Origin of the sequence: Halobacillus sp. A1 (assembly GCF_024189295.1) — a bacterium.
Lineage (GTDB): Bacteria > Bacillota > Bacilli > Bacillales > Halobacillaceae > Halobacillus_A.
The window spans coordinates 135,019-161,140 of record NZ_JAIZEN010000001.1 but is presented as its reverse complement, the minus strand read 5'-3'; the positions used below and the strand labels follow the sequence as shown (position 1 = coordinate 161,140).

At 41.7% G+C, this 26,122-nt stretch carries 24 protein-coding genes and 3 riboswitches; of the genes, 9 read left to right on the top strand and 15 right to left on the bottom strand.

Annotation, left to right across the window (positions count from 1 at the left end):
• Positions 1-136 precede the first annotated feature (136 nt).
• From LF817_RS00820 to LF817_RS00790, 7 genes are all read right to left on the bottom strand, one after another.
• On the bottom strand, positions 137-520 hold the full coding sequence (locus LF817_RS00820; RefSeq protein WP_253933857.1) for a flavoprotein: 384 nt from the start codon (positions 518-520) through the stop codon (positions 137-139).
• Positions 521-1,092: 572 nt separating this feature from the next.
• Entirely contained in the window at positions 1,093-2,001 is a 909-nt protein-coding gene (locus LF817_RS00815) for a M23 family metallopeptidase (RefSeq protein ID WP_253933856.1), read from the bottom strand.
• Positions 2,002-2,027: 26 nt separating this feature from the next.
• Complete coding sequence (locus LF817_RS00810; RefSeq protein ID WP_253933855.1) at positions 2,028-2,783, bottom strand: fumarylacetoacetate hydrolase family protein; 756 nt, start codon at positions 2,781-2,783, stop codon at positions 2,028-2,030.
• Positions 2,784-2,830: 47 nt separating this feature from the next.
• The gene (locus LF817_RS00805; protein ID WP_253933854.1) at positions 2,831-3,526 is read right to left on the bottom strand and encodes a hypothetical protein; all 696 of its coding nucleotides are present in this window, start codon (positions 3,524-3,526) and stop codon (positions 2,831-2,833) included.
• A gap of 231 nt (positions 3,527-3,757) precedes the next feature.
• Positions 3,758-4,621 (bottom strand): 5'-methylthioadenosine/S-adenosylhomocysteine nucleosidase, encoded by an 864-nt coding sequence (locus tag LF817_RS00800; RefSeq protein WP_253933853.1) that lies wholly within the window; start codon positions 4,619-4,621, stop codon positions 3,758-3,760.
• 150 nt (positions 4,622-4,771) lie between these two features.
• Positions 4,772-4,875, bottom strand: a riboswitch (purine riboswitch).
• Between the two features lie 274 nt (positions 4,876-5,149).
• Positions 5,150-6,559 (bottom strand): hypothetical protein, encoded by a 1,410-nt coding sequence (locus tag LF817_RS00795; RefSeq protein ID WP_253933852.1) that lies wholly within the window; start codon positions 6,557-6,559, stop codon positions 5,150-5,152.
• A gap of 314 nt (positions 6,560-6,873) precedes the next feature.
• A complete protein-coding gene (locus LF817_RS00790) occupies positions 6,874-7,764 on the bottom strand; it encodes a hypothetical protein (RefSeq protein ID WP_253933851.1) in 891 nt (296 codons plus the stop codon).
• Between the two features lie 178 nt (positions 7,765-7,942).
• Between LF817_RS00790 and LF817_RS00785 the strand changes: the two genes are divergently transcribed.
• Positions 7,943-8,365: a hypothetical protein gene (locus tag LF817_RS00785; RefSeq protein WP_253933850.1), complete on the top strand. Its 423-nt coding sequence runs from the start codon at positions 7,943-7,945 to the stop codon at positions 8,363-8,365.
• 48 nt (positions 8,366-8,413) lie between these two features.
• Here the strand turns inward: LF817_RS00785 and LF817_RS00780 are convergent, their stop codons facing one another.
• The 4 genes from LF817_RS00780 to LF817_RS00765 form a co-directional block, all read right to left on the bottom strand.
• Entirely contained in the window at positions 8,414-8,959 is a 546-nt protein-coding gene (locus tag LF817_RS00780; protein ID WP_253933849.1) for a 3-dehydroquinate synthase II, read from the bottom strand.
• 346 nt (positions 8,960-9,305) lie between these two features.
• Positions 9,306-10,028 carry an exonuclease domain-containing protein gene (locus LF817_RS00775; RefSeq protein WP_253933848.1) on the bottom strand — a complete coding sequence of 241 codons (723 nt, stop codon included), beginning with the start codon at positions 10,026-10,028 and terminating at the stop codon, positions 9,306-9,308.
• Positions 10,025-10,993: a DUF294 nucleotidyltransferase-like domain-containing protein gene (locus LF817_RS00770; RefSeq protein ID WP_253933847.1), complete on the bottom strand. Its 969-nt coding sequence runs from the start codon at positions 10,991-10,993 to the stop codon at positions 10,025-10,027. Before LF817_RS00770 ends, LF817_RS00775 begins: the two co-directional genes overlap by 4 nt.
• A 24-nt stretch (positions 10,994-11,017) precedes the next feature.
• Positions 11,018-12,280, bottom strand: a complete 1,263-nt coding sequence (locus LF817_RS00765; protein WP_253933846.1) for an ammonium transporter — start codon at positions 12,278-12,280, stop codon at positions 11,018-11,020.
• Between the two features lie 1,337 nt (positions 12,281-13,617).
• Positions 13,618-13,723: riboswitch (SAM riboswitch) on the top strand.
• 70 nt (positions 13,724-13,793) lie between these two features.
• Positions 13,794-13,900, top strand: a riboswitch (SAM riboswitch).
• Positions 13,901-14,040: 140 nt separating this feature from the next.
• Between LF817_RS00765 and LF817_RS00760 the strand changes: the two genes are divergently transcribed.
• From LF817_RS00760 to LF817_RS00745, 4 genes are all read left to right on the top strand, one after another.
• Positions 14,041-15,984: an acetoacetate--CoA ligase gene (locus tag LF817_RS00760; RefSeq protein WP_253933845.1), complete on the top strand. Its 1,944-nt coding sequence runs from the start codon at positions 14,041-14,043 to the stop codon at positions 15,982-15,984.
• Positions 15,984-17,144 (top strand): thiolase family protein, encoded by a 1,161-nt coding sequence (locus LF817_RS00755; RefSeq protein WP_253933844.1) that lies wholly within the window; start codon positions 15,984-15,986, stop codon positions 17,142-17,144. The genes LF817_RS00760 and LF817_RS00755 overlap by 1 nt, the downstream gene beginning before the upstream one ends.
• Positions 17,141-17,560: a Zn-ribbon domain-containing OB-fold protein gene (locus LF817_RS00750; RefSeq protein WP_253933843.1), complete on the top strand. Its 420-nt coding sequence runs from the start codon at positions 17,141-17,143 to the stop codon at positions 17,558-17,560. Before LF817_RS00755 ends, LF817_RS00750 begins: the two co-directional genes overlap by 4 nt.
• Before the next feature lie 98 nt (positions 17,561-17,658).
• On the top strand, positions 17,659-19,158 hold the full coding sequence (locus tag LF817_RS00745; protein ID WP_253933842.1) for a sodium:solute symporter family protein: 1,500 nt from the start codon (positions 17,659-17,661) through the stop codon (positions 19,156-19,158).
• Between the two features lie 183 nt (positions 19,159-19,341).
• Here LF817_RS00745 and LF817_RS00740 read toward each other — a convergent pair whose 3' ends face one another.
• From LF817_RS00740 to LF817_RS00720, 4 genes are all read right to left on the bottom strand, one after another.
• Entirely contained in the window at positions 19,342-19,788 is a 447-nt protein-coding gene (locus LF817_RS00740) for a YueI family protein (RefSeq protein ID WP_253933841.1), read from the bottom strand.
• A 622-nt stretch (positions 19,789-20,410) separates the two neighbouring features.
• Positions 20,411-21,397: an aldo/keto reductase gene (locus LF817_RS00730; protein ID WP_253933840.1), complete on the bottom strand. Its 987-nt coding sequence runs from the start codon at positions 21,395-21,397 to the stop codon at positions 20,411-20,413.
• 196 nt (positions 21,398-21,593) lie between these two features.
• On the bottom strand, positions 21,594-23,039 hold the full coding sequence (locus LF817_RS00725; RefSeq protein ID WP_253934265.1) for a PH domain-containing protein: 1,446 nt from the start codon (positions 23,037-23,039) through the stop codon (positions 21,594-21,596).
• 4 nt (positions 23,040-23,043) lie between these two features.
• A complete protein-coding gene (locus tag LF817_RS00720; protein WP_253933839.1) occupies positions 23,044-23,532 on the bottom strand; it encodes a PH domain-containing protein in 489 nt (162 codons plus the stop codon).
• Positions 23,533-23,714: 182 nt separating this feature from the next.
• Between LF817_RS00720 and LF817_RS00715 the strand changes: the two genes are divergently transcribed.
• The 4 genes from LF817_RS00715 to LF817_RS00700 are packed head-to-tail and all read left to right on the top strand — an operon-like array spanning position 23,715 to position 26,109.
• On the top strand, positions 23,715-24,287 hold the full coding sequence (locus tag LF817_RS00715; RefSeq protein ID WP_253933838.1) for a hypothetical protein: 573 nt from the start codon (positions 23,715-23,717) through the stop codon (positions 24,285-24,287).
• Positions 24,288-24,298: 11 nt separating this feature from the next.
• Complete coding sequence (locus tag LF817_RS00710) at positions 24,299-24,511, top strand: helix-turn-helix domain-containing protein (RefSeq protein ID WP_253933837.1); 213 nt, start codon at positions 24,299-24,301, stop codon at positions 24,509-24,511.
• A gap of 12 nt (positions 24,512-24,523) precedes the next feature.
• On the top strand, positions 24,524-25,207 hold the full coding sequence (locus LF817_RS00705; RefSeq protein WP_253933836.1) for an ABC transporter permease: 684 nt from the start codon (positions 24,524-24,526) through the stop codon (positions 25,205-25,207).
• Positions 25,207-26,109 carry an ABC transporter ATP-binding protein gene (locus tag LF817_RS00700; RefSeq protein ID WP_253933835.1) on the top strand — a complete coding sequence of 301 codons (903 nt, stop codon included), beginning with the start codon at positions 25,207-25,209 and terminating at the stop codon, positions 26,107-26,109. The genes LF817_RS00705 and LF817_RS00700 overlap by 1 nt, the downstream gene beginning before the upstream one ends.
• Positions 26,110-26,122 lie beyond the last annotated feature (13 nt).

Here is a 26,122-nt window from a genome sequence, read left to right as displayed (position 1 = left end):
GAGTTCGTCTACTTCTATCTAATTCATGATATCTCCTAATGCTACCGATAATTGGATAGATTTTCAATCAAGAACACGAATCCCGCTATTAACCCCCACGAATAACCCCTCCGTTTTGCGTGGTTTTGTTAAACTATTATAAATGAGTATACTGGAATGACATGTCCTTCAGGTTCGAAATATGAACGCCCGTTTCTATGTAACTTCTAATCAATCTCCACCCGTGATCATTGGTAAATTTGAATGTTTGAAAAAATAAGCTAACGGTTTGTGAACGATCTCCCTCCATCACTAAATCAGCTGAAACAATCGCCATGACTTCATTATCTTTTACAGGAATTACCGCGATTTCTCTGAGATCCCAAGTACAAGGTTGATTTTCAGCAAATTGAAAACCTTGTTTCCAACCGCCTAAAGCCTCCTCATATCCAAAGTCTACGACATCTCCACCAGCAATCTCTCTGGCTTTATAACTTTCAGAAAGCATCTCTTTTATCTTGTAAATGACGATTGTCTCCACACTTCTAAATATTCATTTAAAAACTCACGAAATAAATAGTTACTCTTCACAATACCCTCCTCCACCTCAGTAGTTTCTAAAAAATCTATTCTTCTCTTTCACATAAAACACCTTATTCTACCGATCAACAACCTCCTTTAATTTTCCAATTTACATAATTATATCGTATAATATTCTTCCATAAAGACGTTCTATCATTAAAGTCCTCCTGGTCTCGCTATCAATGTATGTTTAAATAATAATAAAACCGCCCCACCATTCGTCAGTTCACAGCTGATAATGGAAGGGCAGTACTTTATAATCTTTTGGCTATATTAAAAGTGGTTGTTAATGTTTATAAAAGAGTTGTTCAACAATATATAAGGATAGTGGAAGGCTTGATTTGGATACATTTGGTAAGTGGATCAGGGCGGCGAGTGATTTCCCGGACCTTCAAGCACTATTTTTTAGTCACGGAAACTACCTAAACACGCCGAACCTGGGTCTTCAAGAATAGGGAATATTATAAATAAATGCCCTTACGCCACCAGAGCCGAGGATAAGAACCAAAGAGCTCATTGTTATACGTCACACTAGTTGAAAACTAAACTATTCCTTTTTAAAAACCGGTCATTGAACGTAATTGGCACCCCTTCTCCATCTCTCTCCGCATGAATATGCAAGTGAGGCTCTGTCGTATTCCCGGTATTTCCTACTTCGCCAAGTACATCTCCGGTATCTACGTCCTGTCCTTCTTGAACTTCGACTGTACCAGGTTTGAAGTGAGCGATGTGAATTTCAGCATTTTCACATGAAAGAATAACATGGTTGCCAGCAGGTTCTTCAGGTTCGATATCTGATTGCAATGGAGGAATATCCTCATATCCATCAACAGCAGAAAGTACGTTTCCTGCACAGGGGCTGTAAAGCTTAGCTCCATAAATCTCGTATTTTTCAAGCTCTGATGGAGTAATTCCCTCGGCCCTCAGTCCCCATCCATTCAGTTGCAGAATATCATAAGAATATCGCTGATTTGGATGGGAAGCATGATAATTAACTGTCGTCGTAGAACCCCCATGTCCCACCGCAAAGACACCGTCTTTTAAAGGAAAATCGAGTGCAATCTCCTCACCGCTTTTCTGAAAATATCCTGATAAGCCGACGATCATGATAAAACCGAAGTAAACAGCTAGAACGGCACTGATTCCAATTGAAAATTTATAACTCTTATCGTGTTTGGGTCCTCTCTTAGGAATCTTTTTGATCTTTTTAAAAGAAACAATCGATACGACGATAAAAATAAGAATCCATATGTATCGGAAGTAATAAAAGAATATGTGCCATGGTCCGACGACAAACAGAAACCCTATGAAAGCAGCGGTCGACAACCATTCTATAAACCATAGTCTTTGACTCGTATAGTCATTTTTAACTACCCTATATAATAAAAATAAAGGCAGCAGTAAATAAACGAATGCCTGGAACCACATCATAAGCTGCATTCTAGGCCCTCCTTGAAATCACCTGATCATTTTACCGTATTACGCAGTACGCCGATCCCATCCACTTCAGCCTCCACTATATCTCCAGGAGAGAGAGGACCTACACCAGACGGCGTTCCGGTATAAATAACATCTCCAGGATTCAATGTCATGACCTCCGTCACTTTTGAGACAAGCTCTGCAATATCATGAATCAAATCGTTTGTATTGGACTGCTGTTTCACTTCCCCATTTAATGTCAGCTTAATCGCAGACTCGTTCGGATTCAATTCAGTTTCAATGACAGGGCCGAGCGGTTTGAACGTTCCGAATGATTTTGCACGTGTATACTGGCCGTCTTTTTTCTGCAGGTGCCGATCAGAAACATCATTTCCTACCGTGTAGCCGAAGATATAGGAAAACGCATCTTCTTTCTTCACATGCTTCGCTTCTTTTCCTATAACAATCACGAGTTCGGCCTCATAATCGATGCGATGCTCTGTTGTTGGAAGAACAATATCAGTATCATGAGCCGTTACAGCGCTTGGTGACAACATGAACATCATCGGTTCTTCAGGAATCGGTTTACCTGTTTCTTCAGCATGCAACTCATAATTCAAGCCGATGCCGATAACCTGTCCCGGTACGACCGGCGTCAGCACTTCTACTTCCTCCAAAGAAAATTCTGTTGCAAGAGGGCGTGTTTCTCCCTTTATGTAATCCCCATCAAGCTGAGTGATGGAATGTCCTTTTACCACGCCAAAATAAGTTTCGCCGTCTTTTTTAAAACGCATGTATTTCATGATGAATTCCTCCTTCTTCTACTTAACAACTATTTCGATATCTACTGTTAAATTCCTTTTTTTCGACGATTTGCTCGTAACTGTTTAATGATTCCGGGTGCCACGGATAAACAAAAGTCGACCTCACCAGCCGAGATTTTTTCTGCATAGAGGGCTTTTGTCGTAATTCTATGAATTTCATTAATGGCCTGACTTTCAGGGATCCCGATCAATTTATTTTTTACAAGTACGTCTGCAGCCTCTGGTGTTCCAATGAATTCAACTGATTCACCTATATGTTCCCTAACTATAGACTTTAATTCCTTCCCCAGGCTGCGCCTTAATTCAAATAATCTTATCAGCGACTCATTGAGACGATCAACGGGTTGGTGCTGGGCCGTAAAATTTTTGGGAGATTCAGCTAGTATCGACTTTTCCAACTGTTTCAATTGACCTTCAGGTAATCCACTTGAAAAGTACAGGTTATTACTATTGGTAGTGTTGAGAATCAATTTGATTTCATTCAACGCTTCAGTCATTTCCTCCTGCACCTCTTCTAGTTCTTTTTTAAAAGAAAGCCCGAACAGACTCATTTCTGCGAAAAAAGGAATGAACGCCAGAACGATAAATAAACAAAAAATCAAATAGTCGAAAGTCTGGGCATCAGCTGATGTCAAATAGTCATACCTTGACATGAGGACCAAAGCGGAAAAGATCAAAAGAAACACCCACCAAATGACTTTAAACTGGTTATTGATATTCATAAGCTCTCCTCCAATTTTCATGCTTTACGCTACTCTTTTCACTATTTCGATAACGGTCGGTGGATGTCCTCTTTTTAAAAAACAGTCGCTGCAGGCTGTACTGCTAGATGTACAAGAAATTTTAAAAAACGCCAGCCCTTATACGGGTGGCGTTGATCATCGCTATTTCCAAAATTTTAAATTAAGCAGGGACCAGCTTTTTCTTCCAAGCTGGTCCCTAGCTTGTTTACATTACTCTCCGTCTGTAGTTGAAATATATTCTTTCACGACTTCATACACATATTCCTGGTTCGCTTCCGCTGTGTCAGGGTCGTATTCGCCGTCGTTAACTTTATTGTTAGATAATATACGAATGCCTAAGTAAGGTACTTCATATGCATCCGCAATTTGGGCTCCAGCAGCCCCTTCCATTTCTTCTACAGAGGTTTCATACTTTTCGTGGAACCACTGGATCCGATCAACTTCATTATTCCAAAGGTCAGCTGAACCGATTGTTCCTTCTACTACCTTACCTTCCTCATGGGTGTCTTTTACTTGCTGAGCAGCTGTAAGTAGATCTTGATCACCATCGTAGTATCGGATATTCTCAGCGTCAGGATCCTCCCCCGCACTTCCTTCTGAGGCCATTAGATCCATAGGAATCCAATTTGTCGGCTCGATGCCTTCTCCTTCATCCCTGTCCCCTGTTTTTAAAGCCCCGATGTTGGTCGTTCTTTCCCCTAAAACAATATCATATACTTCTAAATCTGGATCGTGTCCTCCGGATGTACCTTGATTTATGATGGCTGCCGGGTCATATTTTTCAATAGCCAAAGCGGTTGCTGCTGCGGTATTCTCCATACCTTTCCCAGTTTTAGCCACGATCACCGGGTAATCATCTACGGTGCCTTTGTAAAATACAAACGTTCCAGACTTCTCTTCCTCTACATCATCAAGACGTTCAGCGAATTGTTCAGCTTCGATCGGCATAGGACCTTGAACTAAGATCGGCTGCTTTTCCTCTTTTTGTTCGGCTTCCCCTTCTGTAGACGCGCTGCACCCTGCAAAAACAATTAATAACAGTACAGCAATTATGGTTCTTGATGCTTTTGACATTCTTTTTCCCCCTTGGTGTTGGATACCTTCGATAATTGGACCATAGGAAAAGGCCCAGAATGGCAGGATGTCTCTACCTTCTAGACCTAAAAAAGTCAAAGCATGGAGAATCAAGCAAAATCCGAACAATCACCTGATAAACTAAAAAAGCAGCACCACACTTCAACTCGTAGTCTAGTTCATTCAATGGGAACCAGGTAGAAACGTTCGGACCATATTACCGAAAATATACGAGTTACTATTTATAATAATTACTGTGCTACTATAGCAGACTTATTCAGGAGCTTCAATACAAAACACGAACTTTTATTGATAAACACATAAAAATATTCGCTTTATTTTCTTCTGAATTACTTTTTGATATTCAAATAAGCTAGCTTATTTTAAAGTCCTGAAAACTCATCGTCGCGATGGTTTCCGTTCCTGAGCTCCCCCGGAAAGCGAGCTATTCACCGCCGACCCGATCCACTTACCAAGTAACTACTTTATTAATTCATTACTTTGTTATTTACTACTCAACAACTACGTTTATATTAAAATAGTAACAATCTGTAAATACGCCTGAACAAAGGCATAAAAAACAACCGCATACAGAATATTGAATTGGAAACCATTTTTAAAAATGCTCAATCCGTTTTCACTGCTCAACACAATCGCCGGCAGAATAAACGGGGACAGCAGTGCGGAAATGACACTCCCTGATGTGATGGAAAGCACAAGCAGTTCCGGCGGATATGGCAGTGATACATTTTGCAGCACCCCGCCCACAAGAACTAATACAGGTAAGGGACCGATTCCAAAGAAGCTCAGAACCATTGGAACAAAAGGTAAGATGCTTAAGATGTTCAGAAAAGGTATAGTATCTTCAACCGTCAATATGCCATCAATCATCGTTTTGCCCCATCCTGAAAGGTTCAAGGAGGCAATCACTAGTCCTACAGATAATAGAATACTGAACTGCTGGGATTTGGATCTCAGGTAGCCTGTGAAATAATGTTTGATATTTTCATTCAAACTCACGAACCGTTGTTTTATAAAGAAATAAAGCAGCGTATAGCTTAAGATCACAGGAGGTATGATAAGCAGGATTTCCAGCCCGAACACGCCGTGAAGAAAAAAAATCGTTCCGAAAATCAACACGAATAGGCTGGCGAATTCGAGCACTTCACGGTTAATTTTTCCTCTTTCCTGAGATCCGATCGCTTTTTCAATTTCTTCTCTAAGAGCAGAGTTGATATCGATGTTATAGTGCTTTTCTTCATAATAAGAAAAAATAACAGCTAGTAGGATAGCACAAAATGATATAAAGGCTCCCTGCAGCATGGACATCCATAGAGAAGCATCCAGAAAGTTCACGATGAACACAAAACTCGGAATACTGATGACCCACAACGTACACAACGAAAAAGCCCGTAATAATGCGGTGCCCTTGAAATTCTCCCACCCTTCCCCTTTCCGGTCGCCTAACAACTGCTGGATCAATTGGTACACTGTCTGAATTGACCCGAACAATAAAAAGAAAGAGAGAATTTGGGTAATCAGCATGATGCCGAAATAAAATTTGCGACTGGTATTTAAAAAATTCCCCGCCAATGCCATGATTTTTTCAATGTAAGGCTCCTCATCTAAAATCCAGCTGATAATCGGCACGATCAATAATATCGCAATCAAGCTTGTCATCTGGCGAAACCCTTGAAGCATACCCTCTGCCAATGACGTTTCGGACAATATTAAAATGAGAAATGCAAATATAATCAAAGCTACCGGAAGAACTCGTTTGCGTCCGGATAAATAAAAAAGAGAAAACAAAAGGGAAAAGACACCAAGCACAGATAGAATCGTCAGCAGATTATCGTACTGCACTGTCCGGGTGAAATAAAATAGAACAATATAAAGATTTATGATAGCTGCGTATACATACAAAGTAACTTTCTCCATTAATATAGCTCCTGACTCTAGTGAATGGTTCTATTATATGACTCGCTCGGTACGTAGTCTAATGTTACAACCTCACCTATTCTGCATCATAGAAGTTCACACACAAAAAGACCAGTCCTTTCTATGGTAAGAAGGACTGATCCTGTGAGGCCAACCGGGCAAGCCAAGCTCCAGCATAAATACGAACCACGCTTGCATTATTTAACGAACCCCCGAAAGAAGTCTCCCTCTTCAAGCGTGTGAAGGGCAAAGCCCAACAACGCTAATGAAGGAGAGTTTTTTTCATTCAATAAACATCATCCTTTAAATAATCCCTACAAATCACTGTAATTCATCTGGATGAACTGGATAACAGTCCCTAACGTCCTCCCCTTAAATTCATCAGACACAGATTCACCTTCAGGATTTTCATAATAATAAGCTTCTACCTGTTCGTTATATTCAAAGCCAAGCTGAAGTAATTCATCGCGAAGGTCTTCTGGCAGCTCACTCGCGCCGGTTTGTTGGGTGAAATAAGCTGTAGGGTAAATCCATACGTCAACATCCGTTAATCCAGTATGTACGACGAATAAATCGCCATCGTATTGGGAAATCCACTGGTCTTTGGAATAAAGCGACACCCGCGACCCTTCAAGCGACGAGATACCATCTAAATTGATACCGAAAATTTGATTGATCACCCTTCGAATTTCCTGGCCATCAATTTTCTCACCATAAGATTCCAAATAAAAATCCATCACTTCTACTTTTGTTAATGATGAAAGATCCGCATCAGGGGCGGCCGCTTTCACGCCTTCAATGATTTCTTCCGGATAAACTTCGTCTTTACCTGCCCCAAGCTCAGATACCCGATTCAAATCAATCTCATAGATTTGTTCCACGATTCGCCGGATTTCCTCTGACTCTACTTTTTTACCATACGCATCAAGGTAACTGTCCATCACCTCGACTTTTTTCATTCTCTCAATAATCTCGAGAGCCTCTTCGTAGTAAAGAGGTCCTTTCGTTTCTTTTTTCAGCGTTTTCATGACCTTACTGGTGATTTCTTCTGGATACTTTAAATCTTCCTGTTCTGCTTGATTGAGTTCATGTTTAAAACTTTTTGCTTCAACAGGAACGGAAGGAACGGATATAGATGTCCCGGCAAGTATGATAATCCCTGTAACTACGATGAAATTTTTCAACGCTTGTGCAATCGACGGCATGTCTCCACCTCCATATTAATTTATGAGCTTTTTTTGTTAGCCTCCACCCTATTATCGGCTTTAAAATAAGGAAGGTGAACAAGGCTAGAACGGTTAATTTTCTAGATATTGATTGAATGAGAATAAAATTAAACTATACTGAAGGATAGAAGGATTAGAAAGGATAGTGGTTATAGAAATGCTGTACGTTTGGGATGTAGAAAAAATCATTAGAGAGACCTTAAGCGAGCATAGCCTCGATATAAATATTGAAATCAATAATAATTTACGGGCACCAATGAGCTACAACGTGTCCACTAATACGCTGAATTTCAATTATTTAGAAGTCAATGGGTATATGAGTAAAGTAAAAATGAAAGAATCAGAGGAAAATTTCGCTCGAATTATCGTCTACCATGAGATCGGGTATTATTTGACGTTCAAAAAACACAAGCATGACCTAAGGACACTGAAATACGGAGAAGATGAAGAAATTGAAGCGCTCCAATCTGAGATTGAAAGAAATGCATGGGATTACGGACGCACTTTGGTACCTGAACATCTAATTGAATCCTATGATAAAGTACGAGAGCAAGACGGAATGCTCATTAAAGGGCTGTAAATTATATAAACGAACTCCTGCAAAGAAAAAGCCGGGAGTTCGTTTCATTTATTTCTCCTCAATAACCTCATCAATTTGTTCCCCTAAATGCCGGCCCGGCTTGTCCATAAGGCCGAGTACTTTGTGGCCGGTTTTCAGCTGAAGCAAAGGGATTTCTCCTTCACTTTCCTCCATAAGATACACACTGCTGGATTGCTGCAGCGTGGCTGAAATAGTCCTTCCCCCAATTTCACCTTCCACCCTTACAAATGGACGCTTTTCCGTTTTTACTCGCCCGATAGAAATCTCTCTTTCTATTTTCTCATCGGTAAGTATCAGTTTCTCTCCAGGGGTAAGTTCATGAAGATAGTACGTTTTTGTTTTTTGATATAAGTATTGGTGGAATGCCCCGCAATTGATTCGAAACGGACGCGGGGGATATCCATCCGATTCGCGGTTTTCGGCCAGTACTTTAATGTAGCCGTGCCCTGTGTTGCCTACATATAGGCCGTCTGAAGGATTCAAGTTATCTATGAAATCAAGACATACTCTCATTCCTTCACCGACTTCTTCGATTTTAGTAATTTTTACAAATTCTTTCTCCTCATTGCTCATACATTTACACCTATCCTCTCTTCCATTCTCCTTCTTTTATTTTCCTGCTTAATGGTAGGTTTTGTCCACTAATACGAAAGATCGGTTTCGTTATTTTTGTTCGTAGATTCTAATGGTTTATCAAAGTCGTTTCCGAGCTACTAATCATAGTAAAGAGCTGTGAATCATAACGGAAACAGCCCGAATATCTCGAAACTGAGTCTTCAACTAAAGAGAGCTTTAAGATTTATGTAATGCTGGTATTACGGCTCTAGACCCCATTCCTAAAACCACCCTCTACTCACCTTAATGACAGAACAACAAACAGGAACTGTCCTTAAGGGTGAACAGTTCCTGTTTTTACGTTCTATTTGGAAGTAGCAAGGTAGGTATAGACATCCTGCAATTTAATGAATCCTTTTTGCTGGATATCCCGGATGCTTTCCACCCACAACTCGGCAGTGGCTTTTGCATCGTACAAGGCGTGATGCCGCTGTTCAATACCGATTCCATAGTGAGCACAGCAGTCGTCCAGGCTCATCATACTTTGATCCTGATGAACAATTTTCGTTAAAAAGGACGTATCTACGATGCGGTGCTGGAAGTTTTTCCTAAGGGCAAGCCACGTTGCGTGACTCATGAATTGTTTTTCATGATTGGCATGATGGGCCACCAATACATCACCTTTGACAAACGAGTAAAAATCTTTAAGAACATCCCGAAGAGGTGCAGCTGACTCGAGCATTTCCTTAGTAATTCCGGTCAGCTCCTCAATTTCTTGCGAGGGTCCGGTATCATTATATACGAGAGAATAGAACGTCTCCTCTTCTTTGATATGCGTTCCTTCGACCTTCACCGCCCCTATTGACAGGATATGATCACCTTTATAAGGATAAAAGCCTGTCGTTTCTAAATCAAAGACGATGACGTTCAAGTCTTCAAAAGGGATGTCTAGAACATCTTTATTTTTCATTTGTCGTTCCAAATTCCTAACGTAAGCTACTTTGGCAGGGTCATTCTGGTTTAAAGAAGAAAATCCATTCCCGAGCCGATCTGACAAATCCTTCACAAATTGAGAAAATGGATTCATAATCTCAGCTCTTTTCTAACGATGGATTTGGATTTAGCGAAAAGCTGATTCCCGCGTCTGATCAAATATTTCAGCTCCTGCTTTTCCTCTTTTGTTAAACGATCGATCGGCAGCAGATGAACCTTTTCATAATTTTCCGCTCCCTGTCTAAGTCGCAGGCGGAATTCGAGAAGATGTCTGAAGTCTTTCTCATATTCTTCAATGAATGGATACTTACCCTTCAAGGCTTCGAACCTTGAAATTGTTGGAGCCGCCATCGCTCCGCTTCGTAAAGCCAGAATACGCAGAGCATTCACATATGGAAAGTAAGCCGTTTCCTTCAAATGGATGTCGCCTTTCATCCCTTGCCTCTGATCAGGCAGCAGCTGCCCGAATACGCCAACCCCTTTTTTTATAAATTCAAAATTGTCGACTAGTCTTGCATACAAAGAAGGATGGTTCTCTAGTCGGGAATAAGCTTCGTGCTTTACCCTTTCTAGTAACTCTTCCTTGCCATACAATACACGGGAATCAATAATAATTGAGAAGTTACGCAGCGACTGCCAGCTGGCTTCATCCAGCCATTCAGAAATTTGATCTTGAAAAGAAACAACTGATCGGCACCACAACGGATTGGAAGCCATCACCTGGCCTTCACACCATTCATAACCTACAGTAGCTAATCCCCGGCTGATTTCCTCACCCAGCTCCAAAAAATAATGCTGCACGTTTTCGTCACCATCAAATACAATTCCGTGATCTTGATCGCTCCATACCGACTGCTCAAATCGTCCAGCGCTCCCCATCACAAAAAACGCAAAAGGAGCAGGTGGATTTCCCTGCTCACTTTCGATTTTATCCATTGCGATCGTTGCCGCCTGATACATCAATTGATCGTGGAAGGCATTTAATTGAAGATGGTCATCCGCTACAGACCTGATCGTATTTTCTCGCCATTGTTTCAATTCCTCATACGTACTGAACATAAGAACCCATTCCTTTATTCGTGTTTATGCTCCTGATTTGGATTCTGGACGAGTCAAGTTTTCAGGGTATCCATACCCACCGTGTTCACTGATATCAAGACCCATGATTTCCTCTTCTTCGGTAACACGTAAACCTCCCATGGCTTTATCCATTACCTTCAGAATAATCCAGGAAACGATGAATGCATATAGACCACAAGCCACAACACCTAGAAGCTGTACACCAAGCTGTTCAAATCCCCCGCCATAAAACAATCCCGGACGACCTACTGACGCAAGTTCAGGAGTCGCAAACAGTCCATTGGACAGCGTACCCCAGATCCCGACTGTTCCGTGTACAGAAAGAGCAAAGATAGGATCGTCGATTTTTCTTTTATCAAAGAATCTCATACTGAAGAATACGAAAGCTCCACCTACAAGACCAATAATCACAGCGGCCCATGGCTCAACAAAAGCACAAGAGGCAGTGATGGCTACAAGACCGGCTAAAGCACCATTCAGCGTCGTAGGCACATCCGCTTTTCCGGTAACTGCCCAAACCATAAGCATCGCACCAATAGCACCAGCGCCAGCCGCCAATTGAGTGTTCAATGCTACGTAACCGAAGAACGCATCTTCCACTCCAAACGTACTCCCTGCATTAAAACCGAACCAGCCTACCCATAGAAGCAAGACACCTAACGCAGTAAACACCTGGTTGTGACCAGCAATTTCGTTGGAAGATCCGTCTTTATTATACTTCCCGATACGCGGCTTCAAGATCATCGTAGCAGCTAAAGCCGCTGCCGCTCCGGTTAAGTGAACGACCGTGGAACCGGCAAAGTCCTGTTTACCGTGTTCACCCAACCAGCCGCCGCCCCAGATCCAGTGTGCAATGACTGGGTAAATGACAATAGAAAATAAAATAGCAAAAATTACGTAACCAATCAGTTTTGCACGCTCGGCGAATCCACCGAATGCAATCGTCATTGCGATTGCTGCAAACGCAAGCTGGAACATGAAATCAACAGAACCCGCAAGTCCCTCTCCCATCGTCGTTGCATCACCATAAAAGAAATTAGAAAAACCGATAAATGCATTTCCTTCACCATAAATCAATCCATATCCAACTGCCCAGAATACAAGAGAAACAATACCGACGGTAAAAACAGTTTTCCCGGCAATATGCCCGGCATTCTTCATTCTCGTGGACCCGGCCTCAAGTAAAATAAATCCACCCTGCATCAGCAGCACAAGAACCGTACACACGATAATCCATAAGTTATTCATCAAAAAAGTTGCATCCATTTGAAGCTATCCCCTTTATGTTATATTTTCTAACACGTTATGTTATACAATATACTATCAAAAACTGAAAATTTACACAAATGTTTTTTTAAAAGTTTATTCACTTTGTAGGTTTTCTTTACTATGAAGCTATACAGGACGTGATTATTCAGAAAATGCTATTTAGTTTTCTCAGGTTTAATTTGATTCACATACAAATGAATCCGACCGTTAAATCACACTTTTCTTTTATAGTGGCTAAAGGTGGTGGTTGATATTGATAAGTGAGTTATTCAACAATATGGCAGGATAGCTGAAGAATTGCTATCGAGATATTCAGGGTTCGTTGCCCTATTAAGAGTTAGGGGTTGTTGGGAAGCTACTCGCTTTCCTGTGGGGGAAGTGGCGAGCTTCCTCGGGCTTTTCAGCCCTGTGGGATCTCGCCTACATCCTTCTCCCACCTCTTACACCTATATTAGTCTAGGGCATGAATCATTTCATAAACCTTATGGGCGACTATCCAGCTCCAGCGCTTAGCGGCTACTGAGACTTCCTTCACTTCTGTACGATAAGTCAACATCGAATCACTCCGTTCTTCGTGTTTCCTTTATCTCCGGCAGCTCAGTCCAGTCCATACGCCGCTGACCAAAGCGCTTCCGCTTTTACAAAAGGAGTCTCGCAGCTTCCCAACAACCCCATTTGATGAAGGTGAGAAACGAACCCTCACATAAAAATGAGCGTCTTCCCGATTCCAGCGAAATGAAGATATTGCGTTCCACCTCAAGTTTTTTATCAAGAGACCTTTGTTACACCCCTCAGTATTTAACCTCAATGTTCGCATTTTCATGCAAAGCCTGCGCCGTAAACATCTGGAGCATTCGTGGTAATCAATTGCTACGTTTAGGTTTATTAATTAAGGAGAGAAGCTGCTTCTATTTGGGTATGACACATTACATGAATGGAGGGGGTTTATGTCTACTGCTAGCCATGTTCTGAGTGAAAAACTTCATAACGGTTCTAAGGTGCTGAAGTCCTGTCATAAGAGTTTCCGTTCTACTAACGACTGGCAAAGAGCTCCGGGAAATTGCGAGACTCCTGTGGGAAGAGAGTGCTTGGTGAGACCCCGGAGAGCGAAGCTCGAGGAGGCTCACTGCGCTCCCACGGAAAGGGAGTGATTTCTCGGAGCTCTTCCTGCTGTTAAACATAACGGAAACAGTACAAACATTTCGAACCTGAGTCTTCCAATAAAGGGAGCATATAGGAATACCAACACTGAACTATAACAAAGCCTTTATAATATGTAATTGACATCCAAGCTTTTCCCTGCTAACATGACACTTAATTAAATGAACGTAGTATTCTTATCCAGAGAGGTGGAGGGACTGGCCCTGTGAAACCCGGCAACCGCTATTTTAAATAGCAAGGTGCCAAATCCTACTGAGCAGCTGCTCAGGAAGATAAGAGAATTTTTAATCTCTTACCCTCTCTATTCAAGAAATAGAGAGGGTTTTTATTTTTTCAACTGAATAATTTGTTCTTATCCAGAGAGGCAGAGGGACTGGCCCTGTGACGCCCGGCAACCATCAAGTAATACCTTGATAAGGTGCTAATTCCTGCAGGAGAAATCCTGAACGATAAGAAGAGTCTAAAGCTCTCTTCTTATTGTGAAGAGAGCTTTTTTCTATAAGTATCTATTTAACTGAATCCCTTAACCATGAGAAATCAACAAAAGATATAAAACTACTAATCCGTTACCTTGCTAAACGAAAGGAGATTTATCAATGACTATATCCATTACCCCTTCCCACTCCTCTAGTGTATGGGAACCTTCTAAGGAAACAATTGAGCACTCTCACTTAAAAGCCTTTGCGGATTTCGCAGAACAGCCGCTTTTTCCATATGAACGTCTGCATCGCTGGTCTATTTCCCATTTAGATGAATTCTGGTCAAAGGTATGGGATTACGCAGGGATCATCGGTCACAAAGGGGATCAGGCTTATGTTCCGGCCTCTTCTATGCCGGATGCCGAATGGTTTCCACATGCACGGTTAAATTTCACGGAGAATCTACTTCGGGGTTCATCGGATCGTATTGTTGCGTATGAAGCAAGCGAATCAGGAGTTCATCGCAGCGTGACATTGAAAGAACTGAAAAAAGAGGTGGCTCAAGCGCAACAAGGGTTGAAAAACTTAGGTGTACAAAAAGGGGACTGTGTGGCGGGAATCACAACAAACGATATACAGGGCCTTGCCGCTTTACTTGCCACTGCTTCATTAGGTGCAATTTGGACGTCCTGCTCCCCTGATTTTGGTGCCAAAGGAATTATTGACCGAATCGGTCAGGTGAAACCAAAAGTATTAATCACTACCCTGGCTTATCAATATAAAGAAAAAGCTTTTAATATCGAGGAAAAAATCATAGAAACAACCAAAAGCCTCGATGACTTATCCGCCGTAGTTACATTAAATGGAAGAACCAAATTTTCAGAAACGAATACTCTTTCCTGGGAAGAGCTTTGTTCAAACGTCGCGGAAGAACCGGCTTTTACCCCGACAGCTTTTAATGATCCGTTATACATCCTATACACATCAGGAACAACTGGTCTGCCTAAAGCAATAGTCCATTCAGTTGGCGGCACACTTCTTCAGCACGTAAAAGAACATCAATTCCACTGCGACCTTCACAAAGATGATGTTTTGTTTTGGTACACCAATACAGCGTGGATGATGTATCCATGGCTTGTTTCCGGTCTAGCTAGTGAAGCCGCCCTGCTTTTGTATGATGGATCTCCTGTTAAACGTGATAATCTCCTTCACCTTTGGGATCTGGCTGATGAAGTAGGAGTGACCCATTTTGGGACGAGTCCTAAATATTTAGATACGCTGGCCAAAGCAAATACTAGATTAAAAGACACCCATTCGCTTACCTCTCTAAAAAGCGTGCTTTCCTGCGGTGCTCCTCTCGCTCCAGCGCAGTATGACTGGGTGTATCAGACATCAAAAGAAGACATTCTACTTGCATCGATTTCAGGTGGAACGGAAATCATCGGCTGCTTCGTCATGGGGTCACCCGTCCACCCTGTTTACCGGGGAGAGATTTCCTGCAAATCTTTAGGAATGGCTGTTGATGTTTTAGATGAACGAGGAGCTTCTGTATATGAAGAAAAAGCTGATTTAGTTTGCACCCAGCCTTTCCCCAGCATGCCGATCACCTTTTTCGGTGAAGGAGGGGAGGAACGTTACAGGAATAGTTATTTCTCAAAGCGTCCAGACATCTGGACCCATGGAGACCTCGCTGAACAGACGATTAATGAATCGTTCATTATTTATGGGCGGGCCGATACAACGTTGAATCCAGGGGGAGTCCGAATCGGCACAGCTGAGATTTATCGAGTGGTCGAACTTATCGAAGGTATTGAGGATGCGCTAGTGTTCGGCTTACCTAAAGACAATGATGAGGAAATCGTACTTTGTGCCGTTACAGACCAACTGGATGAGGATTACGCAAACCATATTCGCCAGAAAATTCGTTCCAAGGCTTCTCCTAGACACGTGCCTAAACGAATTTATCAAGTCGACGACATTCCTCATACCATCAATGGTAAGAAAGTGGAAGGGGCTGCGAAAACAGCCGCATTAGGAAAAGTTGTCACTAATGAAGCCTCCTTAAGAAATCCTTCCAGCTTACAGTCTTTCCGTCAGCTTACAAAAAAGGAGTTCTTATAATGGCCCGCAGACCTAAAGGTTCAATTATCGGAATAGGAGAACTTAAGCCTGTCCGTTATTCAACAGGAAAAACAACGTTAAGTTTAATTGCAGAGTCTGTCCGGCTGGCCATTCAAGATGCAGGCATTTCTAAAGGTGAAGTGGACGGCCTGCTCGTCGGACCACAAGTAGGAGAGACACCACAGCACGTTCCAGCAACGGTTTCGGAGTATTTAGGGATAAATCCAGCGATGTCCAACACCGTAGACCTCGGCGGGGCGACTGGCCCGGGCATGATTTGGAGAGCTGCAGCAGCCATCGAAGCAGGAATGTGTGAAACGGTCGTGTGTGTGCTCGCCAATAAAAATGAAAAAGGAGAAACCTTGCGCTCCCCTAACCGTAATCCAATACGCGAGTTCGATGTCCCGTTTGGAGCTTCAGGAGCGAATACCTCCTACGCCCTTTTAAAACGCCAGCACATGGAGGAGTACGGGTCAACGCAAGAGGAATTTGCACACTTAGCTTACTGGGCGAGGAAAAATGCTCAAAAGAACCCGGACGCCATTTTCTACGGAAAGCCTGCAGAGGTGGATGATATCCTGGCATCTCCTCTCATTTCCGACCCGCTTCATTTATTAGAAATCGTCATGCCAGTTGCTGGAGGAGCAGCCGTTGTCGTCACTTCCGAAGAAAATGCCAATCGCGGCCGGCATAAGCCCGTTTATTTAAGGGGAGCTGGTGAGAAAATCACTCATCGAGCTGTGAGTCAAGCTCCTGCTACCAACCAACTGCCGTTCAGCTACTCCATTCCAAAGGCACTTGAGCAGGCAGGAATCAACATTACAGACATCGACTTATTCTCCCTTTATGACTGTTACACAAGCGTTGTCGCCGTCACACTTGAAAGTGCTGGATTATGTAAGCCCGGGGAATTCGGATCGTTTGTAAAAAGTCACACCTTTGGTCATGACGGGGACTACCCATTAAATACACACGGCGGCCAGTTAGGCTTTGGACAGGCGGACCTCGCCGGCGGGATGTCTCATGTTATAGAGGCTGTCCATCAGCTTCGCGGCGAAGCTGATCAGCGTCAAATCAAAGACGCTAACCTCTCCCTTGTTACAGGTAACGGAGCCACTTTAAGCGAAACGACCGCTCTCGTGTTAGGAGGAGAAAGATGAACCCACAAACAAACATATCCCTGCCGCGTCCAACCATTACACCTGTCAGCCAGCCATTCTGGGACAGTATTAAGCAAGGGAAATTGACACTCCAACAATGCGAGAAATGTCTTGATTGGGTTTTCTATCCCCGTGAGCACTGTCCCCATTGCTTTCACGATGAATTGATTTGGCGGGAGGCCTCGGGATACGGACATTTAGTTACCTGGAGTGTCATTTATCGAGCAGGTCACCCGGCCTGGCAGGAACTTACTCCGTATATAGTAGGTATTGTGAAACTGGAAGAAGGACCTTCATTATTGACCCACTTGCTTATAGAAGAAAAGGATGTATTTCACCTCATGGAAGTGGAGATGGATATTCAGGAAATCGGTCCCCATCCCCTGCCATTTTTCAAAAAGAAGGAGGAAAATTAATGATTACTACCTATTTTGTATCTATCGCTTTGTTTTGGGCAGGCGGACTGACCCTATGGAAAATATCGTATGGAAAAAAGAAAGGAGAACAATAACTCATGCTCACAGAATCAAGTGTATTATTATGGACCGTTATTATTTTACTGACCGCATACTTTGCCGCTGTAACGTGGGTGGGTAAAAAAGGCCGTGCACACAGCCAATCGATGGCAGGGTTCGCAACTGCTCGGGGTAAAGTCAGCCCATGGCTGGTCGGGGCAAGTTTTGCAACATCCTATGCCAGTGCCAACCTCTTTATCGGAGTTCCCGGTTTAGCTTATGAGCACGGAATGGCAGTTCTTTGGTACACCCTCGGCTGTTTTGGTGTTTCCTGGATCGGCCTGCTCCTTTTTGCAAAAACATTTTGGCGCTACGGAAAAAAATTCGGTCGTGTTTCCACCATTCCCGAGTGGCTCGGAAAAAGATATAACTCTAAAGCTCTACAAGTCCTGGTATCATTATTAATATTATTCAATGTGTATTATATCGTGGGACAAAATGTCGGACTCGCCACCATTTTTGAAACGGTCATCGGCATTCCATATTTCTGGGGAATCATCATCGGTGTAGCCATTACCATTGTGTATATCGGTCTTGGCGGAGCATTTGCACAGATGATCACAGACGGCATACAAGGGATCTTAATGGCCATTACCTCTATATTGATTGTCGTTTCCTTCTTATGGACGGTAGGAGGCGGATTGAATGTATTCGGTGTGTTGACCGACCGCTTACACGCCATCGATCCAAACTTGACGGCAGCTGTAGCAGATGGCGGTCCCTACAACAGCGCGCTAGCCATTATGGCAGTTCAATTCATGCTGTTCAGCTTTATTTTAATGCCACACCTATTAAATAAGGTATTATCTCTTGAAAATGAAGAAGATCTCGCACCATTCACATTGTCAGCAGGGCTCGTTCTTTGTGTCATTTCTACTTTAATGGTACTAGGCGGACTGGCAGCACGTGTGCTCTTTCCATCATTACAAAGTGCCGATTCTGCGATTCCAATGTATGTCATCGAAGCCTTCCCTAGTTTTATTGCAGCCATTATGATTGTAGGAATCATTTCTGCGATCCTATCCAGTACGGACAGTTTGTATCTAGGTGTAACCACTAGTATTGGTAACGACTTATATCGCGTAGTGGCACCAATATTATCCTCAAAAAATATTAGTGAAAAAGATTTAGACAACCAGTCGCTGAAAGTGGCAAAAGGATCATTAATTATCATCGGGCTGCTCTCTCTTTATCTATCTTTAGAGCGACCAGAATCTTTGGCCTTCCTGATCCAATTCAGTTATTCTGCTATTATTTCCGGAATTATTGCTCCGATCACCCTCGGGTACTTGTGGAATAAAGCAAATAACTACGGGGCTATTGCGGCTCTTATTACGGGAGCTGCTTTATATGTACTATTTACTACCCAAAGCCTCATCGGTAATATTTTCATCGCGATGTTCATCAGTTCGACAGCTGCCTTTATCGTTATGGGAATCGTAAGTGGACTCACATCGCAAACGACTGAACAAGAATTGACATTAAAAAAATCCAGCTAAACAAACAGGGCTGCCCAGATGTTTATGGGCTTGCCCTGTTTTTTCTATAATAGCGCCATTTAAGTTTCACTACTTGTATACTCAACTTCAGTTGATTTCCACTCCTTAGAATGGAGCTTGAAGGTCCGTGAAAATATTCACATAGGCTTCCAGGAGAGCTAAGTTTATTATTCAGGAGACAACTTAATTAGAGGGCTTAAACAACGATTTCAGAAAAGCTTTGAAGCCGCCCTCCGGCTCACTCTCTTCCTTAGGAGGTGCTTTCGTTTCGATATGAATATCTTCTTTTTCGATGGCATAATCCACGGTTAAGATCGCCCCAACATCCGTTTCCGTCTCTTGATTAGAGACCGTTGTCGTATGAATATTATTTTTATTAGCCAATTGCCGATATGGCCTGCGAAAATCATACGTAACTTCACCGTTCAATAATAAGCTGGCATCCTTATGCACTTTCATTTGTTTTTCTAATTCATCCAGCCCATCTTGCTGCATGACTTCAGATTTACTCAGCAAGAGTATGATACGTTCCCGAAGCGTTCCCAGGTACATTTTCCGCTCTCCTGGTTTCGTTTGACGGCTGCCGTAAATCCCTTCCTGGAGATAGTCGTCCACATTTTCTTTACTCATAAGTACACCTCACTTTAAACTGTTACTATTATGTACATTATATCCTTCAATAGTCATGTACTCAAAGTGAAAAGCATCACAAGTCAGTAGAAGGTCAAAGCAGAACTTTAACTCCAGTCCTAGCGCTTTCCATAGCGCTGAACACCTTATCCATACTTTTAATATTATCCGTGCACTCCTTTTCAGCACGCCTTTTTTCTTCAAGGAACGAAAACATTTCATCCAGGCAGCCAAAATGACGTAATGATGAGTCATGAAACCCCTCCTTTTTCTAGGGTAGCATAAAAACAGGTAATGTTTACCAAAGTGCAGAGAATCGAACCAGAGATCCTCAATCTACCTCAACAAGGGTGACTTTATCTTAATTATTTTCAATACTAGTTTCAGCTTACTACATCGTTGAATTTGTCTAAATACATCGGAATAAATATTTCCCGGGAAATGAAGAGAGTAATTTGTAGTATATGGGCTTTTTTTATAATTTTTATTAAGCGGTCGTAAACTTGTTGTCTTTTTTTGCTAATCGTAAACAACCCGCTTTCATATCGAAATGTCCAATAAAAAACAGGTAACAGCATCGATAGCTGTTACCTGTTTTTTTACTAGAAAGTGTTATCGCTTATCAATTTCCGTTTGGCAGCGGAGCATTCGGAGCTACTAATCCTTGTTCCCGCATTTCCTGCCAGAATGAAGCAGGGATATGAGTATCCAGGGCATCTTGATCCTCTTTGATTCGCTCCGGGCGGCTGGCACCAGGAATGACCGCAGCGATAGCAGGGTGTGAGAGTGTAAACTGGAGTGCTGCCGCCTTCACACTAATTCCGTTACGCTCAGCGATGCTCTTGATCTTCTTCACTTGTGAAATGACTTCCGGAGATGCTTCCTGATACTCAAAATGGCTCCCGCCAACAAGTGCACCAGAGTTGTATGGGCCGCCAGCAACAATTTCTACGTTTTGTTCTAAAGCTGCCGGCAAAACTCGCTGTAACGCTTTTTCGTGGTCGAGCAGCGTATAGCGATTAGCCATCAAACATATATCCGGCTTGGCTTCTTCGAGGTCTAGAGTCAGTTCAATAGGTTCTGTACGGTTTACTCCTAGACCCCATGATTTAATAACTCCCTCTTCTCGTAAGCGGGTCAGCTCACGGAACGCTCCCGTTCGTGCTGTTTCAAACTGAGCAAGCCATTCATCGCCATGGAAGTCTTGAGCAATATCATGAACGTAAACAAAATCCAGGTGGTCCGTATTCAAACGTTTCAAGCTTTGCTCGATCGAGCGCAAGGTTCCGTCCGCGCTGTAATCATTAAGCACCTTGTTCTTACGCCCATGCTCAAATAGTCCCTCTGCAGGTTCTTCTAATTCATCTTCAATCACACGGCCTACTTTACTGCTCAGAACATAATCGTCTCGGTTATACTTCGACAGCGCTTTTCCAAGACGAATTTCAGCCAGACCAGCGCCATAAAAGGGAGCCGTATCGAAGTAACGGATGCCATGCTCCCATGCGGCATCAACAGTGGCTAACGCTTCATCTTCTGGTATATCACGGTACATATTACCTAAAGGAGCTGTACCAAACCCTAGTTTACCTTGCGTCATACTTTTCATATATACTTCCTCCTAATCGAATGTCAGTAGATGAATCTATTTTAGGCAGTAAGCGAAGGCTTACCTTACAATCCTTTTTTAAGAACCACTATTCTTTCATTACCCGACATTTTCAATTTTGAATCTAATATAATGGAATGAAAAGTACACTCTTTTAAGTAACGGAGATGCTAGTAAGTGCGTACTCCAAGAGTACTCAATTGTCTGAGTATACATGATGGCGCTCATACCAGTGATAAATTTTCCTACTTTCTTCTATTGTCAAATCCTTGAGTACTTTTGGCTTCATTGAACGATTTTTAGATTGAATGGTACCTAACCGAAGATATTTTTGAAGTAAATTCCGGGTCATTTGCATTTCTGTGATCTTTCCACTTTCCATCATAACTGTGTAATTGTGCAAGATGCCTGTTCTAAGTTGTAGAATTTCAGTATCAAAACTATAACGCGTTCTCCAAAAACTTATCCATTTGGCTAATACAACTACAAAAAAGAACAACATAGAATACACCCACCACGGCTGCATAATTCCATAAGGTACAGGCTCCCATAAAAATAAACCAACTGTAAATACTCCTCCTAACCAAAGCGGGTGTACTATACGGGATAACCCTCCCCTCTTAGGTAAACGGGTTTGAGGCCAAGCTATTCTATATTGGGGTAACAGCTCTGGTATCAGCGTATGGATTCTATTGAGAGGTAAGAATGGAAATAATTGATATGATTCAACTTCAGAAGGCGACGCTCCAGTAACCATCAAATTAACTTTAGCTGTACGTGTTATTCTTTTTGATATGGATTGGGTAACTTCAATTCCCTGCACTTTAAACTTGGGGATAGATAAAGAAGATTTATGACTTACCCCATTAGATATATAGATATAGAACTGATCAGTTGTAATTTCGTAATTTCCATATTTACTATAAGTTTTAACAATACCCAAAACAGTGCTGCCTATTAGAACAACTAAAGCAAAGAGGATCAACTGTCCCCATGAGAATTCGTGGTTTAATAAGTAATCGAGTACTTGTCTATCCCAGTCATTCAATTTGGATATAATTGATAAAGTAAAAGGGATGAACAGTAAAAAACTAAAAGAAACAAAAGAAGCTTTGAGTATATCTTTAATACCCGCCCTAAAGTTTACCATCAGCTCTGACTCTACACCTGTTTTATAAATGCTCTCCTTTATTTTATTGGAATTAATAAACTCATTACTTTTTACAAAAGATTCAATACGATCAGCTTCCTCTAAGGTGAGAACACGGAAGATAATATCTTCTTCACTATCCAATTCTGTTGCCAGTTCAATAGATGTCACACCAAAACATGTATGTAAGAAAGATGTATGACGATTGACGTGCTTAATGCTTCTGGAATAAAGTGTTTCATTTTTCTTTGCAAATACTCCCTTCTGCCACTCCAAAGCACCTTCCTCCAAGCTATATTTATGCGTGACCCACTGCATTAACGTCATCAACATACTCAAAGAAAAAGCTGTCACAAACACATATCTTCCATATTCAAAGAAAGCAGAATCATCTCCCCCACGAAGGATGAATAACAGGAAGATAAAAAACACTCCACTTTTCATTAGCTTTAGAAACTCAAAAAGAAGTACCAGCGGGTTCTGTCTTTTCATCACATCATTCACTCTCTTCCACGATTCTTGCATGAAAAGCTATTCGTTCTTTTAATTGAACCGCGATATCTTTTGGTAACATGGGAATTTCGTGCGATGAGCTGATGGTTTGAACCTTGATGGTACAAAGTCCATATTTTTTCAGCAATGGGCCCTGCTCCATTCGCACATGCTGAACCTTACTCATAGGTATCAAATCATGTACTTCTTTCAAGGCTCCACGTTTCAAGCGTAAAAACTCCACTGACACATCGTAACGCCAATTCCTATACAAAAGAAACGGCCTGTACATTGACCATGGAAGCAAGAAAATAGGAAAAACCGCAAAAAAGAAAAAACTCCATCTTATCCAAAGCGGCCAATCTAAATGTAAAGAAGCCCACAGCACAACTCCAACAACTAATAAAACAAAGATTGTTGCAGTAATTTCGGTAACTATCCATACTTTTACAGCTTGATTCGAAAGTCGTTTTCTGAGAATTGGACCGTTCATTTTAATCTCCCACTTTCTATTTTTTACATTTCTTTACACTGAATAACTTAACTGATAAAACTATTAAATTCAATAATAATTTATTGTTTATCAATAAATTATTATTGAATAGTAGTGATATACACTGTATACTTAGTACCATCAATAAGATACATATTCTTACATAAGGAGATCAACTGGATATGAAATTAAATGCCTTCTACAAAATTGCTTCAATTTTTTGCATCATACTTTTTTATGTTGTAGCACTAGCCGGGCTTCTTTCAATAGCCTTTCACATCGGTTACTTATGGTTTCCAGATAGTGCATTCACCAAATCAGTTGGGCCTTTTGAGCCCATCTATTCGTATTTAACTCTCCACTTTAACGAACAGCCCAGACTTTATGATGATCCGTCTTTTATAAGGTTATCTTTCTTAAATGTAGTAGCTACCTTTCTTTTTGCGAATCTTTTCTTATGGCTGCTGTATAGGTTCCTGAAAAACATTTATAAACATGGACTGTTCGTTGAGCAAAACGTCTCTGTCATCTTAAGACTAGGTCTTACCTTTATCATTCTGGGTACGGCGTACGCATACACTGATGAACTAATGACTGTGGAAGCAGTGGCGAGATTAGAAGTGACCAACGCGACCATCAGTTTTTCCAGCCTATATTACATAGACACTCTCCTTAGTGGAATTATTATGATCATCATCGCTTTAGCTTTAAGAACAGCAGTTGGAGCAGTAGAAGAAAACAAGAAAACAATATAAGGCGGTTAACTATGATACGAATCAAACTAGACGTAATGATGGCACAACGGAAAATGTCATTAAACAAACTATCCGAGATCGTGGGAATCACACCTGCCAACTTATCGATTTTGAAAAATGAAAAAGGAAAAGCCGTGCGTTTTTCTACACTAGATGCTTTGTGTAGAGCATTGGAATGTCAACCTGGTGATTTACTTGAATATGTGGAGGAAGAAGAAAAATAGGGAGGAAAAAGTATGTGGGCCATCTGTTTTAGAGAGTGCAAAGATTTGTTCAAAGGATTCAAACCTGTGTTAATTATTAGTATCCTACTGGGAATGGCGATGGTTTCAACAAGACTGGGAGCAGCCTTTCCGGATGAGATTGAAGGGGTGACACAGAAAGAGATGTACACATCAGGGCTTACTCTGACCATTACACTATTCGGCATCCTGTTCGTGTTTGCTCTCTCTCATAGTGTTATGAATAAAGAAATTGAGTCGAAAACCATTCGGTTCTTAGTTACTAAAACATCCAGGGATAGAATTTTGCTTGGTAAGTTTATGGGAACCGTCCTCTTCTGGCTGATTATCATAGGAACCTGTTTCGCGTTTATAACGCTTACCTCCAGAATGATTCACTTAACGAATTACATAGAGATTATGATTTTTCTCCTCTATTCCATTAGTGCGGCTTTCCTATTATCCAACACAGTTCCAAAATCCAACCAGTCCATGTTCATCGGCTTGATTCTCGCCCTGGCGATTCCGGGACTGTCGCTGTGGGCCTACTTTTCTGAACGCTGGTATGTCATGTGGCTCAAATACGTCACCCCTTATTACTATACGGATTTGGCATTTCCACTCCAAGGAGTGCCTTTACTATTTGCTGCTTTATTTATCGCCCTATCCCTCTACTTATTTAAAAGGAGAGATTTCTGATGCCTGTCATAGAAACCGAGAAATTATCCAAGTCATTTTCTAGAAACGAAGTAGTAAGTTCCATTTCCTTAAAGGTGGAGAAAGGAGAAATCTTCGGCTTTTTAGGTAGAAATGGTGCTGGAAAAACAACCTTTGTCAATATGCTCACCGGCATCACCCTCCCTACCTCAGGAAGGATGCTCCTGTTGAACAATAATAACGATATTGATCAAATTAAGCATCGGGTGGGCGTACTGCCTGATTACTCAACTTTTTATGACCACTTAAGCGCAAAAGATCATTTAAAGTATTTCTGCAAAGTTTCCGGTAAAACAGCTACCACCTCCAAAATCGAGGAAGTATTAAGAGCTGTGGGGTTAATAGGACACGAAAAGAAAAAAGTGGGCAAGTTTTCATTTGGAATGAAGAAAAAACTTGGTATTGCTCAAGCTCTTATCCACGACCCTGAACTTCTTTTTCTCGATGAACCCACATCTGGCGTTGATGCCGAATCCGCCATTCATATTCAACGACTCATTCTTGAATTACAAAAGAATGGAAAGACGATTTTCATGACCTCCCACAACCTTGATGAAGTGGAACGAATCTGTACGAGAATAGCAATTATGAAAGAAGGACATATTCAATCAACTGGCACGATGAAGGAATTGAAGAAAAAGTATCAAACGAGATCAAGGATGCAAGTAAAACTATCCTCACACATAAGAAAAGAGCAAAAAGAAAACATCAAAAACTTGTTATTTTCTTATTCTATAGAATGGAAGGACAGTATGCTATTGGTGGATGTCATGGCTGAAGAGGAAATACCGACGATTGTGCATGCTTTAAGCAAGGAAGGCATCGATATATATGCTGTACATGTCCACGAACCATCATTACAAGAAATCTTCCTAAGCCAGTAACTATTAAATAAGA